The sequence below is a fragment of the Streptomyces sp. CA-142005 genome (assembly GCF_050942335.1).
Classification (GTDB): Bacteria; Actinomycetota; Actinomycetes; order Streptomycetales; family Streptomycetaceae; genus Streptomyces.
Genome location: NZ_CP192078.1, coordinates 6,058,943 through 6,076,025, shown reverse-complemented (window position 1 = coordinate 6,076,025; position 17,083 = coordinate 6,058,943). Strand labels below are relative to the sequence as shown.

The following is a 17,083-nucleotide window of genomic DNA, read 5'->3' as shown; positions in this document are numbered from 1 at the left end:
GTCGAAATAGGGGCCGCTCTTGAAGAAGTACCGCTCCCGCAAAATCTTGCCGTCAATGACAGAATGATCCCCATGGCGGTTGCCCCGAACACCACTCGGTTGACCACAACGCACTCAGTCCATTGAGTTTTCGCGGTTATCACCCAAGAGGAACATGCGCCCTGGCGTCATGATTCCGCATGTCACCCCCAATCGGCACAGGGCCCACGCCCCGCGCACAGCAGTGCGCCGAATTTCCCGTCGTCCTCGTCGGCCCGGAAACGCCGCCGGATTGCGCGCCTCAACCGTCATGGCGAAGCCCCCCCCGCAGGTCATTGCGATTCGAGGATCGATGGTCACCACTCGATGTCCTCGGCTGCGCAACCGCTTTTCGCAGCTCGTACGTCTGGGCGACGCGTAAGACCGCCGGCGCTACCCACAGGCGACGCGGTAGAAGTGGTGCAGTGAGTCGGCACCGGCAAAGCGGTCGAACGCCTTCGCCAACGGATTCCACAAGGCGCCGTCGGATTCCGCCACGCCGAAGGCGTGACCGAACTTCCCGCGCGCTTCGGCGTCGAAATTGACCCAGCGCATACCCCCATGGCCGACCATCACCTGCCCCAGGTACGCACCGAAACCGAAGAGCGTCCCGCCGATGGCCTCTATCGGCGCGCCCTCGCTCCGGATGCTGTCGATCAACTCGTCGGCCGCCACAAGGCTCTGCACCGTGTAGTCGAGCTCGACCCCGGAGATGTCCCGCGCAGCCACGACGATGTCGGACGCGAACCTGGGCCCGTTCTCTGCGATGGGCGGGTACTTCAGGTTGAATTTCATCGATGAACGCTTCCTGCCGCTGCCGAATCTCATCACAGGCGGCTCCGGTCCGTGGGGACGGGTTCGAATGCCGACGTGGGTCGCAGGGCGTTGTCGATATCGGCGACCTGTGCCGGGGTGAGGAATTCCTTGTCCGTGACACTCCCGATGAGGATGCCTCCGTCGGACGTCTCCACAGATTGCGCCGCGATGCCGGAGGGCACGCCCACCTTACGGCCGGAAGACAGATACGTCACGAATCCGGCACGCGGCGCCCTGCTCTTGACCTGCACTGTGCCACGGATCGCGTCCCACAACTCGTGCGACGTGACATCGGCCCAGTCGGGCTCCCACTCCCGCAGTAGGACGCCGAAGCACTCGCGAGCGATCAGAACACGATCCTGCGTCGAAGCACCGGAAGGCAGGTCGACCTTGAGGACGACATTGTTCTTGAGCGTCCGCAGCTCGCTGAAACCTCCAGCGCTCGCATTGAACGTCAGCTTCGTCCCGTCCGCGTACTCCGCGGACGCGACCAGCACCACTCCCAACTCGGCTTCGCCTTCAGACAGTTTCGCGAACCGCTGCTCAACGAAGGCCCTGGCTCCGTCCGGACTCGCGAGCGGGGCCGCGACCTCCTGCGCGTCGAGCCACTCCTTTGCCCCACCGGGGAACAATTCACCCAATCGTCCACAGAATGCAGAAAGACGTTCACTCAGACCTTCAGCACTTTCCTGCCTCGGCCCCCAGAACCCGCGCATCATAAGTTGATCAGCCATGCGGAAAGCCTAGCACCTGCCCGAGACGCGGACATGGGCCGCACCTGGGCAAAAGCGCCTCGATGCGACCCATGCACTATTCCCGAACCGGCACTACCAGTTCGTCATCTGTTCCACCCGGACAGTGATGTCCAGATCGTTCTCCTCGAATATCTTGCGGGCGGCGGTGGCCGCCTTCTCATTGGACATGACCCATTCGACAGCCTTTCCGTTCGCGGCCTGAGTCTGCCGGGTTCCCTGTTCCAGGAACTTTTCCGTCAGCAGCTTGGTCGGGTTTCCGTCGGCATCGATCCACTTGCCGTTGGAATAACCGAACTTCACCTCGATGAGCTTCTTCAGCTTCTGGTCCCAGCCGTCGAACTTCACCGGCCGCTTGGTCACCGGGTTGATGACCTCGTACTCATAGCCGTTGTCGACTCCGGTGACCTGCTGCTCGTAGCGCGACCAGAGGCCGTCGGAGTTGCCCCGATTGACGTGCTTCCAGGATCCTGGCCCGCCCTCGCCACCCGAGGGTGTCCGGGTACTGACGCCCGATCCGCCGCCGTCACCACTGGAGTTGCGCAGCGCGGTGATGTCGTTGTTCAGTCCGACGGCACCGTCGACGACCAGAGCCGACCCGGCCGCGATCCGCGACGCGCCAGCGATCACGGCACCGGCACCGACGACGCACGCGGCGCCGACGGTCTCGATGCCGCCGCCGATGCAGACACCGACGCCGCTCGCGATCATGGAGAAGCCACCGGTGATGTTCCCGGCCCCGGCGATGATCTCAGCGGTGTGGGCCGCGGCGTCCACCAGCGTGCCCGCGTTGTCGCTGACCCACCCTGCCGCGTCGTCGAGCCAGCCGTGGCCGTCGAGTTCGATGCGGCTGGTGGGGTTGCCGCCGGTGAATGCGTACCGGTTCCCGGTGTAGGGGTCTGCGCCGAGGTTCATGTCGGCGAGTGCGCCCGTGTACACGTCCCGGGAGGTGAAGCGGTTCAGGCCCGGGTTGTAGTCACGGAAACCCATGTCGTACGTGCCGGACTGGGCGTCCCACCGCTTGGCGTTGTAGCGGTAGGCGTTGTACTCCTCCTTGGTCGGGTCGGCCGCGTCAGGCTTGTCGATGCCGGTGAACTCGGACGTGTCGTCGGAGCCGTAGGCCGTGTAGCCGTACGTCGCCTTGGTGTCGCCGTTCCGGTCGGTCAGCGTCTCGACGTCGGTGTGGCTGTTGTAGCCGTAGTAGCCGTCCTCGGTCGTGCCGTCGCTGTTGTGCTTGACCTGCGACAGGCGTTCGCCCCACGGGCTGTACTGGTAGGACTTGGTGAGCTGGCCGGCGACCTTCTCGTCCAGGACCTCGTCGGACAGGCCCAGATACTCGAAGTCCGTGGTCTTTCCTGCAGCGGTCTTCGAGGCCGTGCGGTCGAACGGGTCGAAAGTGTAAGTGGTGGACTTCATCGCACCCGTGTCGTCCATCTTCTGGGACTCCACGACGTGGTCGAAGCCGTCGTACACATTCCGGGAGATGACCTTCCCGTCCGACGCTGACGTCACCGACTCCTGACGGCCGAACGGGTCGTAGTTGTACTTGGCGGTGGCACCACCGACAGTGGCGCTCTGCAGACGGTTGCGGTCGTACTCGAACGTTGTCGTGGTGCTCTTGACCGTCTGGCTGATGACATTGGCGTTGTCGTCGTGGACGTACGTCTCGGTCCCGGCGCCGTTGCCGGTCTTCACCGCCTGCTTGAGCCGGTCGGTCGGGTCGTAGGTGTAGTCCGTGGTGGAGTCGAGGTACGCCGCGTGGTTGTCGGCGTTCATCTTCTTCGCCACGTCCTGCGACTTGTTGCCGTTGGGGTCGTAGGCGTAGGCGTGCGAGTCGACGAGGGTGCCGTTGGGCTTCTTCTCCGTCGTCGACTTGACCACGGCGTCCAAGTAGTAGGTGTAGTCGACCGTGTTGCCGTTGGCCTTGGTCTCCTGGAGCTTCTGGCCACGGTCGGTGTACGTGTACGACGTGACCTTCGGGTTGGCGTCCGTCGCGGTCTTGCCGACCGAGACCGTCTTCACCAGCTCGCGCAGGTCGTACGTGTACTTGGAGAACTGGTCCGGATGCGTGACGGTGTCCTGCTGACCATCCGCGTCATACGTGTACGACGTGGCCTTCTTCTCCACGCCGGCCAGCGACTCGCTCACCTTCTGGACCTGGTTGAGGCCCGTGTAGGCGATCGTGTACGCGTCGATCTTCGCGGTCGACGAGGTGTCGTCGATCTGGGTCAGGTTGCCGTTGAGGTCGTAGGAGTAGGCGAAGTTCTTCTTCTCCGTGTCGGCCGGGTCGCCGCTGGTGTCACGGACGAGCTTCACGCCGTCCGCGACGACCGTGCCGCCGCTGTTCTGGAACAGCTGCAGCTTCGCCGCGTTGCCCTGCTTGAAGGCGAAGGAGCCCAGTGAGACCCAGGTGCCCTGGTTGGCGGTGGCGTTCTGGTCGATCGTCTTGTCGACCGTGCCGCCGTCGTACGTCACCGTGTACTTGGCCGTCGTCGCGGCGCCCGTCACCTTGGGGAACTTCACGTACGCGGCGTACGTGCCGTCCTTGGGGATGTTGAGCGTCCACGTGTAGGCGTCCGTGCCGGTGCCGGCCGCGTGGGTCTCGTGGTTGTAGCCCTGCTGGCCGGTGACGTCTCCCTTGGTCCAGGTACCGGTCTTCGAGGTGTTCTGGGTGTCGGAGTTGTCCACCAGGACGACCGACTTGCCCACTGGGACACCGTCGTCCGCACGAGACTTCAGTGAGCCGTCGGGGTAGTACGACCACGTCATCGTGCGGTCCGAGGAGCCGCCCGCCGAGGTCAGGGTCCGCTTGGTCTGCTGGCCCAGTTCGTTGTACTCGTAGGTCGTGGCGATGTCCCACGGGTCCGTGGACGACCTCACCCAGCCGTTGTCGAAGTAGCTGTAGGTGGTGTCGTTGCGGACCGTCTCGCCGTCCGACGGCGGCAGGGAGGTCTTGGCGACCCGGCCCACCTTGTCGTACGTCGTCTCGGTGTAGACGTTCGGGTCGTTGTAGCGGGAGTCCGCCGGGTCGTACGGCTGGTACTGCCTGACCGGCCGGTTCAGCTCGTCGTACGACGTGCGGGCCGTGAAGGCGTCGGTGGAACCGGCCGCCGTCGCCCGCGGCGTGAGCACCTTGGTGGTGTTGCCGACCTGGTCGTACTCGTACTTCGTCGTGCGGTACGTGATGGTCGACGTGCCGTCGTGCGGGACCTTGACCTGACTGGTCTTGCCGCGCTCGTCGTGGGTGATGAGCGTGGTGTTGTTCTCCGCGTCCGTGGTCGACGTGACCAGTGAGTCCTTGTCGTAGCCCCGCTTGGTGGTCTTGCCGGCCGCATCCGTGACGACCGTGGGCCGGTGGTCCAGGTCGTAGTCGGTCTTGGCCGTGTAGTCGGTCGTGTCGGCGGTGGCGTTCTTGACCGGGTCGATGACCTTGGTGACGTTGCCGACGTCGTCGTACTCGTACGAGAGCTTGTCGCCCTTCGCGTTGACCGCGGAGGTGACCTGGTAGATCTCGTCGTAGTAGTTCGTCGTGACGTAGTCGGTCGTGTCCGAAGTCGTCGCCGTGCCCTTGGGCTCCGTCGTCGTCTTCAGGTTGCCGACCTTGTCGTAGGTGTAGGTCGTCGTGCGCGGTGCGGTCTGGCTGTTCGCCGGCGCCGTCGCCGAGGCGACCTGGTCCGCGTTGTCGTACGCCGCCGTCGACACCGCACCGTTGGGCGTTGTCGCCTTGGTGACGTTGTCGTTCTCGTCGTATACCGGTGCCGGGGTGGTGAGCAGGACACCGGCATCCTGGTCCTTCGGCTCCGTCTTGACCAGCGGGCGCCCGAACGTGTCGTACGTCTGCGTGGTGACCTTCTGGTAGGCGTCGGTCACCTTGGTGACCTGGCCCCGCTCGTCGTAGACGTACGTCGTCGAGTTGTTCTTCGCGTCGGTGATCGTCGTTGGATACCCGGTCGGCCCGAAGCCGCTGTACGTCGTCGGGTTCCCGTTGGCGTCGGTCGCCTTGGTCAGCTCGCCGTAGGCGTCGTACTCGTACTTCGTGGTGTAGTCGTCCGGCACCGACGTGGTCGCGACGCCCTTGGGGTCCGTGACCGTCTTCAGGTTGCCGAACGAGTCGTACCCGAACTGCCAGGCCCGCCCCTCGGGCGACGTCTTGCGGAACAAGTCCGCCGAGAAGCCGTCCGCGCGCGTCTGGTACTCGTACTTCGCCACGTTCGCCGGCCACTTGGTGGAGTCCGTGACGCAGGTGGCCGTCTGGTCCGGCACGCCCGACTTGTTGTTCTCCGCGTCGCGCTGCCAGAGCGGGTAGCCCGTCTTCTGGTCGTAGCAGTACGCGGTCTTGGCGCCGTTGTCCTCCTCCAGGTAGGTGACGTTGTTGTCGGCGTCCCAGCTCATCTTCGTGGTCTGGGACTTGGCGTTGGTCGTCTGGACCGGGCGGCCGTAGTCGTCCGTCACGTACTTCGTGGCGTGCGTCTCGGCGTCCGTGACCGTGGTGTCGGTGAACTTGGTGTTTGTGGTGTCGGCCGCGTAGGCGAAGCCGGTGTCACCGTTCAGACGGTCGGTGATCGTCTTCGTCCACCAGTGGTACTTCGGGTCGTCACCGTTCTGCGGCGCGTAGTAGGCCAGCTTGGTGTCGTGGCCGCGCGGGTCCGTGGCCGTCACCAGCTTGACGTTCTTGTTGCCCTGGGTGGCGTCGTAGGTGAACTTGAAGTTCTTCGGCTGGGACGAGCCGTCACCGTCGGTGAACCGCCCGAGCAGGCCCTGCACCGTGTAGAAGAAGGAGACCTTGCGGCCCGAGATGTCCGTGACGGACTTCAGGTGGTCGTAGATGTCCGGGTCGGTCAGGTTCGTGCCCGTGACCTTGGCGCCCGTGCCGTCGATGTAGTCGTACGACGCGTCGCCCTTCTTGTAGTAGTCGAGCGTCAGGGTCTGCCGGCCCGCCGGGTCGGTGACGTAGGCGAGGAACTTCGCCGCCTTGCCCTGGGTCTTGTGCTGCTCGTAGGTGTAGGTCTGTGTGTTGCCGTTCTTGTCTACGACCGACGTCAGGTAGCCGTCGCAGCCGAAGAGGAACCTGGTGCCGTCCGGGCGGAGCAGGGTCCAGGCGTCCGGGACCGGGTCCTTGTCCGGGGTGCAGTCCAGGCCCGCCTTCATGGTGATCCGGTAGTGGACGCCCGCGGGGGCCTTCCAGCTGCCGTCGGCCTGCTTGGTGAAGACGTGGGTGGTGCCGTCACCGTCCGGCAGGCGGATCTCCGTGGCGTTCTGCACCGGGTTCGGGTGGAAGTCCAGCTGTGCGCCGAGCCGGATGGGCCCGCCCAGCTGCGCCGACCAGCCCGCGCCCGTGCCACCGGTGGTGTTGTCGGTGTCCAGCGAGTTGTACGCGAACCGCGCGAACGTCGTCAGACCACGGCCCGGGTTGCTGAACGCGTTGTACGACCACACCGTGTTGCCGGAGGCCAGGTTGTTCATCACCGTCGAACCGGCGCCCGTGTTCTTACCCGTGTAGGAGTAGAACTTCTCCAGGCCCAGCGCATTCGACGTCGGGTCCTCCACCGCCACGTTCTGCTTCAGCGGCGGTATGCCCCCGGTTCCGGCGGACAGCCAGCTGCCATCCGAGACCTTCTTGACGTCCCAGCCGAGCACGTACTTGGTGCGCTTGCTGCCCGAGTCCGAGTTGATCGGGGTCTTGACCTGGGCCTGGATCGTCGTCGACTGGCCGGGCGAGAGGGCCGGGATGGCGGTGGAGAGCTGGTTGCCGCCGTTCGTCACGTCCGTGCCGTCGGGCAGCTGCCAGGTGTACGACAGGACCCGCTCACCCGTCGCCCACGCAGTCGACGTGGTGTTGGTGACCGTAAAGTCCACCGTGTACTGGGAGTTGGGCGTCATACGGGCCGGGGTCTGCGGCGCGTAGTACGTGTCGTCCGTCGTGGAGTCGACGTAGATCACGCGCAGCAGCGGGCCGATCTGCTGGTCGGCGGTCTCCGAGGCCAGGAACATGGTCTGTTCCTGCGGGCCCGTGGCGGTCTCGTCCTTCAGCTTGATGAGGGCGCCGTGGTTGGAGGTGGGGGTGCGGGTCCAGCCCTGGGTGAGGGAGGTCGCGTCCCACCAATGGCGGCCGACGTCGGAGACCGCGGCGACCGTGTCGGAGACGGTGCCCGAGTAGTCGCCGCCCGCCGTCGTCCACGCCGTGCCGGTCGCGGCGTTGTTCCAGGTGGCCTGGGTCTCGGTGAAGTCCTTGTTCAGGCCGTGGAGTTCGTAGATCGCGCCGTTGGTCTTGGTGGTGGTCTCCGCGCCCCACATGAACAGGCGGGACTCCAGCACCGTCGCCGTCGTCGGGATCGCGCTGGTCGGGAACTTCATGACCGCGCGGGTCTTCTCGGTGGAGTTCGTGGGCGTGTTGTTGCCCACGCTCAGCCACTTCTGGCCCACGCCGTCCCGGCTGACGGTGTCCAGGTTGGTGGTCGGGGTCGCGGAGGACAGCGTGGTGTCCGTGACGCCGGGCGTGGTGCCCTGGATCAGGCGCATCGTGCGGCCCGCCTTGGGCACGCCGACGATGCGGGTCGGGGAGCCGAGGAGCTGGCCGTCCTTGGTCTTCACCGCGAGCTGGTAGTAGTACGACCGGCCGATCTCCACCGAGGAGGAGTCCGGCGTCGGTGTCGCGGTGGTGTCGATGTACGCCGTCGCCGACTTGTCGATCGGCGCCACGAGCGTGGCCGCGGACGGGGTGAACGCCTGCTGCGTGGAGCGGTGCAGCTGGTACTCGACGATGTCGTTGTTCGGGTCACCGGTGGTGTTCGAGTAGGCCTTCCAGCTCAGCTCCGGGCCGGTGCCGTGGACCACGGTGGGCGAGTTCAGCGTGGTGCCGACCTTGCCGTACGTCACCGTCAGCCGCGGGATCGTCGACGTCTCGCCGCCGTAGTCGCCGTCGCCGGCCTCGTAGCGCGGACCGCCCATCGGGCCGGCCGTCGACTCGTCGGCGGCCTTGAGGATGAACCCGTTGTTGACCGAGGTGCCGTCCAGCCACTGCTGCACGGTGTCGGTCACCGGGAACTTGTGCCACTGGCTGTACTCGCCGATGTCCTTGTTGATCACCGCCGGGTTGGTGAAGCGGACCGCGTCTGCGATCACCGCCGTGGTCGCGGAGGCCGGGCCGTCGCCGAGGACGACCTTGCCCGCCGTACCCGCCGCGAAGTCGATCTGCGCGCCGCCCGCCAGCGGGGCCCAGACACCGTTGGTGCCGGACTGCTGGTTCACCGTGTAGGTGGTGGAGCCGGTCTTGGACGTCACCGTGTACGGGGCGTTGATGGCGCGGTCGGTGGCGGCGACGTAGTGGACGTCGACCTGGTAGGTGCCCGCGTCCTTGATGTTCGGCTGCCAGGTGTAGGTGTCCCCGGCGACCGTGTCCTTGTTGTAGTGGTAGTCGCCGTTGATGCCGTACTGCGCGAGCGAGGACGTCGTCGCGGGCCAGGAGCCGGTGGCCGCCGTGGTGCCCGCGTCGCCGTCGTCCACCGTGTAGCTGGTGCCGGACAGCTCACCGACGTACGCGCTGGTGCTGTTCCAGGTCGCCGACGTCTCGTCCCAGGGGTTGGTCATCCGGTGCACCTCGACCGGCACCTTCGTGCCGCCGCCGTCGTGGGCGTTGTCGAAGTACATCTCCAGGCGCGCCGAGTCGATCTTCGTGCCCGACGGGATCTCGCTCAGCGGGAACTTGATCAGGGAGCGGGCCGTGCCGGTGGCCGTGCGGCCGACCGACAGCTTCCAGGAGGTGTTGAAGTTCGTCGTCGGCTGGTCCGACAGGACCATCGCGTCCTGCGAGTCCGTCGGCGACGGCGCGATCGTGATCGTCGGATCGATCACCACCGGATACTGACGGTCCTTCGACGCCAGCCACTTCGCGTCGGGCGTGACGGTCAGCTTCCAGGACTTGCCGTCCCGGGTCAGCTGCTGCCGTACGGCCGTGCTGTAGGTCTTGCCGAAGACGGACTTGTCCGCCTTCTTCGCGTCCGTCATGAACGGCGCCGGGATCACCATCACCGGCGTGTTCGGCAGCGCGCCGTACAGGGCGATCGAGCCGTCCTTGCGGGCCCTCGGCACCAGACCGTCGGTGTCGAGGGTGAAGGTGAACTTCAACGGGGCGGTGGGCCGTTCGGCGAGGGTGATGTTCTCCTTCACTCGGCCGGGGCCGACACCGTACTCCAGGTCCGCGCCGTTGACCGCGTCCTTGTAGGTGACCGTCGAGCCCTTCACGGCCGGCTTCAGCGCGCCGTGCGTGCCCTGAAGGCCGAGGGTGACCGTGCGGCCGTCCGGTGACCGGAAACGGATCAGGTGGTCCGCGTCCGAGCCGAACCAACTCCGGCCGTCGTTGGTGGTGTTGGCGTAGTCGAAGCCCTTCGCGTCCGTCGCGTGGACGGCCGTGTCGATGGGCTTCCAGGTCGCCTCCTTACCGGAGCCCGAGCGGTACGACGTCGGGACCGCCGACAGTTCCGCCTGCACCCGGCCGTCGGACAACTGCCAGAACCGCGCGGTCGAGGTGCGCCGCCCCTTCAGCTCCTTGACCCGCCGGGCCTTCGGGGTTTTCTTGCCCTTCGGCAGCTTCTGCCGGTCGGCCACGTCCAGTTCGTCATGGGACGGCGGCTTGTCGAGGTGGTGGTCGTCGTCCGTGAACCAACCCTTGACGGTGTCGACGATGCCCTTGTCGTGGCCGCCCGATCCGGAATCGGACTCGGGTACGGCATAGGCGATCTGCGGCAGCGCGGTACTTGCCACCGCCGACACGACAAGGCAGGAGATCAATCTCCCATATCGGACTTTCACGTCCAGTGCCCTTTCTTTGGTGGCGCACCCGCGTTTTCACCGACGCCCTTGCGCGCGCGTGCGCCAGGGCGAATGCGGGCACGCCGAACTTCCGAACCGGGGAATCCCGGCCGGAGACTGTGTCGAGCCGTGCCACGCGGAAGCGCGCCCGACTGGCGCTTTCAGTCGCTCCTCACCGTGTTCTCGCTGTGTTCTTCCTGTGTGGCGGGCGCCGTTCTAATCACCTCGGTGATGCCCTGTCAATTGCTAACGCAAAAAGGACACTTGACCTCACCTTGGGTCGGAGCCATGTTTTCTCGGCGTCGATTCGCCCGATTCTTCCGCTCGCTGGCCTGTGGCTTTCCTGTGCGCTATAAACCCCGGCTCGGCACTCCATGCGCGAGTGTCGGCAAACGCTGCCGAGCCGAAAGCGGAACCCATGTCATCCACGGAGTCCACGGAATCCACGGAATCCTCGGAAAAGGAGCCATCCGAAGGCGGCCTGGACTGGCGCTCCCTGACCGTCGCCGGGGCGCTGGTCGCCCTCTGCGGCGGACTCGTGCTGTACGGCGTGCTCGACACGGCGGACAAGCCGGCCAAGCCGCATGTCCCGACCGCGGCCGTGACGTACGAGGTGACCGGCGACGGCACCGCCGACATCGCCTACCAGGGCCGCAGTGAAGCCGGTTCCGTCACCGTCGACCGTGCGGTCGCGCTGCCGTGGAAGAAGACCGTGGACGTCCCGCTGGGGCGGCCGCCGCTGGTCTCGATCACGCTCGGCGCGAAGGGCGGGCGGGCCAGCTGCTCACTCGCCGTCCGCGGCAGGCACGTCCAGACCGCCTCCGCGTACGGGAAGTTCGGGCGCGCCACCTGCCAGGCCGAGCTCGCCTCTCCGGCGCCCGCCAAGACCGGGTGACGTCCGGACCTTTCTGTGCGCTCTACAAGTGCCGCCTGTGTGACAGGTGGTGTCATCGTGTTCATTTCTAGGGGTGGGGTAGTTGAGTCCTCGCAGGACCCGTGCGTACAAACCGCTCAGCCTGAAACAAAGGGCCTGGCTGACGACCGGAGCGGTCGTCCTGAGCGGTGCGGGCATCGTCACGTACGCGATCGCGGATCCGGGCGCGCAGTCCGACGGCAAGGGGCAGAGCCGCAAGGCGTCGATCCACACGCTGAAGCTGGAGAGCAAGGGCTCGGGCCGCGAGAGCCTCGGCAAGAAGGACACGGACCGGTTCAGCGCGGTCCTGCTGACCTGGGACGACCCCGACGCCAAGAGCAAGGGCACGCCCGAGGTGCGTACCCGGGACCTGGAGAGCGGCAAGTGGTCGGCCTGGCAGAAGCTGCAGGACGACCCCTTCCAGGCCGACGGCGCGGAAGGGGCCCGGGGCGACGCGATCCGCGGCGGTACGGCCTCGCTGTGGACCGGTGACTCCGACGGCGTCCAGGTGCGCCTGGTGAACGCCGACGGCACCGAGGCGGGCGGACAGCCGGCCGGCATGGACGTCAAGCTGCTCGATCCGGGCACCGACCCGGCGGGCGGCCCGCAGCCGGCCGCGTTCGCCGCGGACGTCACGCCGACGGCGACCGACCCGACGGCGACCGACACGGCGACCCCCTCGCCGACGGACACGCCGACGCAGACGCCGACGGCGACCGACCCGGCGACCACCTCGCCGACGCCGACCGACCCGGCGACCACCTCGCCGGCCCCGACGGACTCGGCGTCGACGTCCGCCTCCCCCTCCCCCACCAGCACGGTCCCGGCCCCCCGGCCCTCCACGGTCGCCAAGCCGCCGATCATCACGCAGGCCGAGTGGGGCGCGTCCACGGACTACAACGGCACGCCGGAGTACGGCACCGAGATCAAGGCCGCGGTCATCCACCACACCGGCATGGACAGCGACAACACCCTGTCCTGCGCCCAGTCCCGGGCCCGGATGCGCTCCATCCAGCAGGAGCACTTCGCCCGCGGCTTCTTCGACATCGGCTACAACTTCGTCGTCGACAGGTGCGGCCAGATCTTCGAGGGCCGCAGCGGCGGCATGGATCTGCCGGTGATCGGCGCGCACGACATCGGGTTCAACACGAACACCGTCGGCATCTCGTACATCGGCAACTACATGACCGCGCAGCCGTCCCGGGCGGCGCTCGACGCGATCGCGCGGATCATCGCCTGGAAGTTCGGGATGTACGGCATCGACCCGACCGGCAAGGTGACGCTGACCTCGGGCAGCCCCAAAGGCCAGGACGGCAACCTGATCGACCAGGGCCAGCAGATCACGCTGCCGCGCGTCTTCGGCCACCGGGACACCAACGCCACGGCCTGTCCCGGCGACAACCTGTACAAGAAGCTCTCCCTGATCGCCGCGCTGGCCAAGACCCCGGGCGTCTCGCACGCCCTGCGCACCTCGGACTACAACCGGGACGGCGTCAGCGACCTGGTCGCGGGCACTCCTAAGGCCAACTCGCTGACCGTGGTCCCGGGCGGCGTCGACGGGCCGGTCACGGCGTCGAAGGTCACCCTCACGCAGAACAGCACCGGCGTCCCCGGCACCACCGAGACCGGCGACGACTTCGGCGCCTCGACCGCCTGGGGCGACGTCAACGGCGACGGCTACGCGGACCTCGCGATCGGCGCGCCCGGCGAGGACGACACCAGCGGGAACGCGGACCGGGGCGCGGTGACCGTGCTGTACGGGCCGGTCCTCAACTCCGGCTTCGCGTACACCACTTCGGGTGTCACGGCGGCGGGCGCCAAGCTCGGCTCCACCGTCACCGTCGGCGACTTCAACGGCGACGGCAAGGCGGACCTGTTCTCGGCCGGCACGGGCGCGGGCGGCAACTGGAACGTCCGGCTGACCGGCGGCACCACCACCTCCGGCACGCTCACCACGTCCACCGGCGCGGTGGCGTACCTGGACGCCGCGACCGGCGACTTCAACCGGGACGGATACACCGATGTCGCCCTCAACTACCGGGACGCGGGCGGTGTTTCCCGGGTGGTCCGGTTCGCGGGCTCGGCGAGCGGGCTGACCAAGGCGGGCGTGCTCAGCGTCAAGGGCGGCCGGTCCATCGCCTCGGCCGACTTCAACGCCGACGGCTACGACGACATCGTCGTCGGCCAGCCGTACACCTCGGAGTCCGGCGCCTACAAGGGCGGCCAGGTGACGATGCTGCTCGGCTCCTCCACCGGGTTCACCACCACCGGCATGAAGACGATCACCCAGGACACCACCGGCGTGCCGGGCGCCGCCGAGGACGGTGACGCCATGGGCTGGTCGGTCTCCGCGGGCGACTACAACGGTGACGGCTACCCCGACGTGCTGACCGGAGTCCCCAACGAGGACATCACGCGCGACAGCGTGAACCGCACCAACGCCGGCCAGGCGATCCTGCTCAAGGGCGGCTCCACCGGCATCACCGGCACCGGCGCGATCGCGGTCTCGCAGGACACCTCGGGCGTCCCCGGCTCCACCGAGAGCGGCGACCAGTTCGGTACGGCGGTGTCGCTGACCGACCTGTCCGGGTACGGGCGGGCCGACCTGACGTTCGGCGTGGGCGGCGAGGACGGCGGTGACGGCATCCTGATGTACCTGCCGAGCAACAGCACGGGCCTCGGCTACTCCCAGACGGCGGTGCTCAGCAAGTCCGCCCTCGGCACGCCGACGGACGCGGCCCTGGGCACGAACCTGACGCCGTGACGCTCCCGGCCGGGACCCGCCGCGCGTGCGGGCCCCGGCCGGTCAGCGGGAGCCGGTCGCGTCCCGGCACAGCAGGCGCAGCGAGCCGTTGCCGTCGTACGCGCGCCGGGCCTCGTCGATGGGGTCCCAGAGCCGGCCGTCGGGGGTGCGCACCCAGTGCTCGCCGCCGGCCGCCCACCACTCGGCGCCGCTCTGCCGGACGATCACCTCACCGGCGTAGGCGCCGAAGCCGCGCAGCACGCTCTCGACGGCGGCGTACGGCGGCCCCTCGCGCCGGATCTCCTCGATCATCCGGTCCACCCGCCACAGGCTCTGCGCCGAGTAGTCGAGCCAGACCCGGGCGCCCTCGCGCATGGTCGCAACGGTGTCCGCGGCCCATCGCACGGGCTTCGCCGCGGCGTGCGGCCTGGTCTCCTGATGTGCTGTCACGTACTGGGCTGTCACATAAGGAAGAGCGACCGGGACGAGGCAACCGTCACCGCGTTTCGAAGCGTTTCGGCAACCGTCGCAGTACTAACCCACGTCCACCGCACCACCCGCACAGGACTCGCGCATACAGGGGGGTTTGAGCCGCTCAGGCCCCGCTGCGCGCCCGCCGGGACACCACCGCGCGCAGCACCCGGCGCCCCTCGATCGACAGGTCGAGCGCACGGCGCAGGCCGTGCGGACCGTGCTCGGCCAGAAGGTCCAGCACCGCCGCCTGCCGCCGCTGCTCCGCCGCGACCAGCGGGGGCAGATCCGCCGTGTCCCCCGTCCGCCCGGCGTCGAGCCCCTCGACGGACGACGTACCGTCCGCCGCCGGATCCAGCAGCCGGTGGATGCGCAGGGAGGCGACCGAGCAGGCGTCGGCCCAGGGCCGTAGCGCGTCGGCGGTGCGCTCGGCCGGGGCCGCGTCCAGCATGCGCCGGACGAGCAGCACGGCCTCGTCGTCCGGCTGCCCGGCACCGAGCGCCGCCCGCGCCTTCTCCAGGCTCGCGCCCCAGCCGGAGCCGTCGGCAAGGCTCGCCCACAGGGGTCGCAGCAGGTCGTCGTCGGCGCCGAGCAGGGGCAGGCACCGATCCAAACAAGCCAGCCCACTGGCGGCCAGTCCACGTTCGTCGGCCTGTGCGATCCGTTCCACCAGGCTCATGAAATGTCTCCCTCGCCGGGGCGCCGACCGTTACGGAGCCCGCACTTCCCTTTACTGCGTGATACGGCGCGGGAGTGTCACAGCAGAGGTTTTCGGCCAAGTCAGCCCAGCCGGTCCGCCAGGTTCCGGAAGTCGGTCCAGGACATCGCGGGCGTGCCCGGGTCCCACAGCTTCTGGGCGGTGGCCCGCAGCGGCATCCGGATGCCGGCCGCGATCTGGGCCTCGGTCTGCGCGTTCGGGAAGTCGCCCCACACCGCGAACGACCCGCCGAGGATCTGGCCGTCGTATCTCGCCGGTACGGCCGTCGTGCCGCGCAGCACCCGCGGGTTCCACTGCTCGTAGATCCGCTGTCCCGTCGGATAGACGAAGGTCTGCGGCTGGCCGAGGACGTAGTAGAGGAACTCGTCGTTGTAATTGATCACCTTGCGGCCCGCGCTCAGGTACTCCACGGGCTGCCGGGCACTGATCTCCTTGCCGGTCCAGTAGGCGACCTGCAGGTCCTTGGCCGCCTGCACCGACGTGCCGCGGTAGAAGCCGTCGTTCCAGGCGCGCATGGTCCTGTCGTGCGCGCGGACGGTGCCGGCGCGGTCGTTCAGCCAGCCGGTGGTGAGGTCGGCGACCGTGCCGGTGGAGCCGTACTTCTGCCGGGCGGCGGCCGCGAGCTGCGGGTAGGAGGCCTGCGGATCCTTCACGGTCAGCGCCTGGTACTCGTCGCCGCCGAGGTGCCACTGGTCGCCGGTGAACAGCCCGGCGTACTCGTTCAGCAGATCGTCGACGAGCTTCGCGGAGGCGGGCTTGGAGATGTCGATCGCGCCCTTGGTGGCGATGCCGCTCGCGTTGCGCAGCTGGAGGTCGGGGTGGGCGGCGAGGACGGCGCCCAGATGCCCCGGCGAGTCGATCTCGGGCACGACGGTGATGTGCCGGCTGTTCGCCAGGTCCACGATCCGCTTGACCTGAGCCTTGGTCAGATGGTCCTTGGAGACGATCTCGGGGTGGGTGCTGGACTCGATCCGGAACGCCTGGTCGTCGGAGAAGTGCAGCCCCAGCTCGTTGAACTTGAGGTCCCCCAGCTCCCGGATCCGGTCCTCGATCCAGGACTCGGAGTACGGCTTGCGCGCGATGTCCAGGTTGAACCCGCGCACCGGCTTGGCCGGCTCGTCCCGTACGACCCCCTCCGGGGCCGTGCCACCGCCGTGGACCTCCTGCTTGAGGGTCCGGGTGCCGTAGAAGACGCCGGCCTCGCCGGGCCCGCTGATGTCGACCCGCCCCGAACGGACGGTCATGGTGTACGACTCCTGGTTCCCGTCCCCGCCGCCGAGCGCCAGCCGCACGTCCCCGGCCCGCACGTCGTCCTTCTCCCCGGCGTAGGTCAGCCCGAGCTCCCCGGCGATCAGCCGGCCCTCGTCGGCCAGTTCCCCGTCGCTGATCACCACCCGGTCCGCCTTCTGCGGCTTCCAGCCGGGCCCGCGCGCCGGGGTGTGGGAGCGCACCGCGGGGATCGTGCGCGGCGCCTGGGACATCGGATAGGTCTGGTGGGGCGTCGGACTCGCCGAGGGTGTGGCCGTCCCGCTGCCGGCCCCCGGGCCGGACGACGACTGCCGCGCACCGTCCTCCTGGCTCCCGCCGCCTCCGCCCGAGGAGGCCCACACGCCGACACCCGTGCCGAGCGCGACGGTCCCGACGACCGCGGCGGCCACCATCACCCGCTTCCGTACCACCTGCTGCGCCGAAGCAGGGCGCTTGTGCTGGGTCACTGTGCCAACGTACGACCGATCGGCCCTTCATCCGTCATCGAGACGCTCCGAAACTCTCCCGTCCGGGTGAATTTCAGATACCACGCGGACACACAGTGACCAATCTCGATAACGTGACGACACACCTTT

At 67.9% G+C, this 17,083-nt stretch carries 8 protein-coding genes; 2 read left to right on the top strand and 6 right to left on the bottom strand.

Features of this window, described 5'->3' with window-relative positions; translation table 11 throughout:
• Positions 1-411: 411 nt before the first annotated feature.
• The 3 genes from ACQPXS_RS28470 to ACQPXS_RS28460 all read right to left on the bottom strand — a co-directional run bounded on the left by ACQPXS_RS28470 (position 412) and on the right by ACQPXS_RS28460 (position 9,383).
• Entirely contained in the window at positions 412-813 is a 402-nt protein-coding gene (locus tag ACQPXS_RS28470) for a hypothetical protein (RefSeq protein WP_433452074.1), read from the bottom strand.
• A gap of 32 nt (positions 814-845) precedes the next feature.
• Positions 846-1,568, bottom strand: a complete 723-nt coding sequence (locus tag ACQPXS_RS28465; RefSeq protein WP_433452073.1) for an Imm52 family immunity protein — start codon at positions 1,566-1,568, stop codon at positions 846-848.
• A gap of 93 nt (positions 1,569-1,661) precedes the next feature.
• Positions 1,662-9,383: a DNRLRE domain-containing protein gene (locus tag ACQPXS_RS28460; protein ID WP_433455982.1), complete on the bottom strand. Its 7,722-nt coding sequence runs from the start codon at positions 9,381-9,383 to the stop codon at positions 1,662-1,664.
• A 1,429-nt stretch (positions 9,384-10,812) separates the two neighbouring features.
• On the opposite strand from ACQPXS_RS28460, the gene ACQPXS_RS28455 reads away from it, so the two are divergent.
• Both ACQPXS_RS28455 and ACQPXS_RS28450 read left to right on the top strand, forming a co-directional pair.
• A complete protein-coding gene (locus ACQPXS_RS28455; RefSeq protein ID WP_433452071.1) occupies positions 10,813-11,289 on the top strand; it encodes a hypothetical protein in 477 nt (158 codons plus the stop codon).
• An 82-nt stretch (positions 11,290-11,371) separates the two neighbouring features.
• Entirely contained in the window at positions 11,372-14,071 is a 2,700-nt protein-coding gene (locus ACQPXS_RS28450) for an FG-GAP-like repeat-containing protein (RefSeq protein WP_433452070.1), read from the top strand.
• 42 nt (positions 14,072-14,113) lie between these two features.
• On the opposite strand, the gene ACQPXS_RS28445 is transcribed toward ACQPXS_RS28450, so the two are convergent.
• From ACQPXS_RS28445 to ACQPXS_RS28435, 3 genes are all read right to left on the bottom strand, one after another.
• Positions 14,114-14,500, bottom strand: a complete 387-nt coding sequence (locus ACQPXS_RS28445) for a hypothetical protein (RefSeq protein WP_433452069.1) — start codon at positions 14,498-14,500, stop codon at positions 14,114-14,116.
• Positions 14,501-14,645: 145 nt separating this feature from the next.
• Positions 14,646-15,200 (bottom strand): hypothetical protein, encoded by a 555-nt coding sequence (locus tag ACQPXS_RS28440; RefSeq protein WP_433452068.1) that lies wholly within the window; start codon positions 15,198-15,200, stop codon positions 14,646-14,648.
• Between the two features lie 101 nt (positions 15,201-15,301).
• On the bottom strand, positions 15,302-16,900 hold the full coding sequence (locus ACQPXS_RS28435) for a beta-N-acetylhexosaminidase (RefSeq protein ID WP_433455980.1): 1,599 nt from the start codon (positions 16,898-16,900) through the stop codon (positions 15,302-15,304).
• Positions 16,901-17,083 lie beyond the last annotated feature (183 nt).